Here is a 2,515-nt window from a genome sequence, read left to right as displayed (position 1 = left end):
TATTGTATGAAACGAATATTGCTTGTATTATCTGTTATAACTATTGGACACACAAGTTTACTTGCCCAGAGACCCAGCGGAAAGCCCAAGCCCGTTGCGGTTCCGGTAGACGAAAATGCTGCTGCAACCGGAGACAAGCAAAACGTATTTCCAGAAGCCGGATTTGCAGGTATTGGTATATTAAATCCAGGCGCTCCATTGGAAATTAAGAAAGGCGTAGGTAATACACGCAACAAAAATATTTTATTAAAACTCAGCAACGAGTGGGCATCCGGAGGACAGAATGAACCTTCCATTATGTTTTCTAACGGAGATGTATCCAACCCCAAGAATTTAAGTTACTGGACCATTGGTGCAAGGGTATCCGGAGATGAGGTACTAAAAACGCCGCAGACTTTCAAAATCAGTCACAAAGCGGGTTCCGATGCAGTTGAAAAAGAATTTTTCTCCATTGATTCCTATGAAGGGCGTGTAAGAATCGGTGATGTAAACACCCAGGTAGACGGTTATAAATTATACGTTGAACAAGGCATTCTAACAGAAAAAGTAAAAGTGGCCATCAAGAATTCCAAAGACTGGTACGACCATGTATTCCAGAAAGATTATCCACTAATGCCCCTGAATGTGCTGGACGAATACATACAGAAGAACCATCATTTGCCAGGCATTCCAACCACAGCGGAAGTAATGAAAGACGGCATAGATTTGGGAAATATGAATGCCCTCTTACTAAAAAAAGTAGAAGAGCTTACCCTGTATACCATTCAGCTAAAAAAGGAACTAGACGAAACCAAAAAACTAATCAGAAAGAAAAAGTAAGATTACTCACCCAGAATTGCGTGGCCTAATTTATCTCTTTTGGTAGTCAGGTATTTTTCGTTGTGGGGATTGGGAGCAACTTCAATCGGAACAGTCTCTACTATTTCTAAACCATATCCTTTTAATCCTGCCCGCTTGCGTGGATTATTGCTCATCAGCTTTAACTTGGTAATTCCCAATGCTCGAAGAATCTGGGCACCCACTCCGTAATCTCTTTCATCCATTCCAAAACCCAGTTGTATATTGGCTTCCACCGTATCCATTCCGGCTTCCTGCAACTGATAGGCTTTTAATTTGTTAATCAGACCAATCCCTCTGCCCTCCTGATTCATATATAAAATAACACCAGTACCGGCTGCTTCCACCATGCGCATGGCTTTGTGCAACTGCTCACCGCAATCGCAGCGCAAACTTCCCAAAATATCACCGGTAAAACAACTGCTGTGTACACGGGTAAGAACGGGTTCGTCTTTCTCCCAACTACCTTTAACCAGCGCCAGGTGTTCCGCACCAGACAAGGTTTCTTTAAAAGCAATTAATTCAAAAGTTCCATATTTGGTTGGCATATTAACACGCACCAATTCTTCAATTAAAGAATCAGAACTCAATCGGTAATCAATTAAATCCTTGATAGAAATAATCTTAAGATCAAACTTTTTGGCTATTTCCAGTAACTGAGGAAGACGGGCCATAGAGCCATCTTCATTCATTACTTCTACCAATACACCCGCTGGTTCCAAACCCGCTAAACGAGCCAGATCCACCGTTGCCTCTGTATGGCCACTTCTTCTTAAAACCCCGCCAGCTTTAGCTTTCAGCGGAAAGATATGACCGGGTCTTCCAAAGTCTGATGCTTTGGTTTCCGGGTGCACCAATGCCTGAATAGTTTTAGAACGATCATAAGCAGATATACCCGTAGTAGTTCCCTGCCCTATTAAATCAATGGAAACAGTAAAAGCGGTTTCATGTAAAGAAGTATTGGAAGAAACCATGGGAGTTAAATCGAGCTCCCTGCATTTCTCTTCTGTTAATGCCACACAAATCAATCCTCTCCCTTCCTTGCTCATGAAGTTAATGGCTTCAGGTGTAGCGTATCGGGCCGCCATAATAAAATCACCTTCGTTCTCACGATCTTCATCGTCCACCACAATTACCATCTTACCGTTTCTGATATCATCAATTGCTGCGGAAATACTATCTAACATAAAACTGAATTAAGCCGCAAAATTACATAAACCCTTTCAAGCAACCGCTTTAAAACAATTCGATTCGGTACAAATACCCCTGATTTTAACAAAAAAGAGGAATAGCATTGAATAAAACATAGATATGAAATGGATCTTTTGTTCTTCGGCTGCACTATTGATTAGCCTTACTACATTTTCTCAAAATCATTTTGGTGCAGTAAGTGGTGTAGTAAGTTTCAGGGGGATTAGAATTGCCGGTGCCACCATCACGCTGAAAGACAATGGAACCGGAATCAGATTTTCCACCAGAAGCAACGCATCGGGAACTTACGGGCTTTATCAGTTAAGTCCGGCCAGTCAATACCAGTTGACTGTTCATTATCCGGAAGCAGACACACTGCAAATTCAATCCATACAAATAATAGCCGGAGAAGACCTTCACATACATCTTCCATTACAACCCTCTGTTAATATATTAACACCACTGACCATTAAAACCAATGCACACA

General features: G+C 41.6%; 2 protein-coding genes and 1 pseudogene. 2 read left to right on the top strand and 1 reads right to left on the bottom strand.

What is annotated here, in order from left to right:
- Window positions 1–819, top strand: a pseudogene (locus P767_RS17435) (hypothetical protein); the annotation flags it as partial.
- A gap of 2 nt (window positions 820–821) precedes the next feature.
- On the opposite strand, the gene P767_RS0103050 reads toward P767_RS17435, so the two are convergent.
- The gene (locus P767_RS0103050) at window positions 822–2,024 is read right to left on the bottom strand and encodes a bifunctional 3,4-dihydroxy-2-butanone-4-phosphate synthase/GTP cyclohydrolase II (protein WP_026763357.1); all 1,203 of its coding nucleotides are present in this window, start codon (window positions 2,022–2,024) and stop codon (window positions 822–824) included.
- 124 nt (window positions 2,025–2,148) lie between these two features.
- On the opposite strand from P767_RS0103050, the gene P767_RS15535 reads away from it, so the two are divergent.
- A partial coding sequence (locus tag P767_RS15535; protein ID WP_037351588.1) for a carboxypeptidase-like regulatory domain-containing protein occupies window positions 2,149–2,515 on the top strand: 367 nt, incomplete at its 3' end.

The sequence above is a fragment of the Sediminibacterium salmoneum NBRC 103935 genome (genome assembly GCF_000511175.1).
In the GTDB taxonomy this organism is placed as follows: Bacteria; Bacteroidota; Bacteroidia; order Chitinophagales; family Chitinophagaceae; genus Sediminibacterium; species Sediminibacterium salmoneum.
This window is presented reverse-complemented; position numbering and strand designations above follow the sequence as displayed.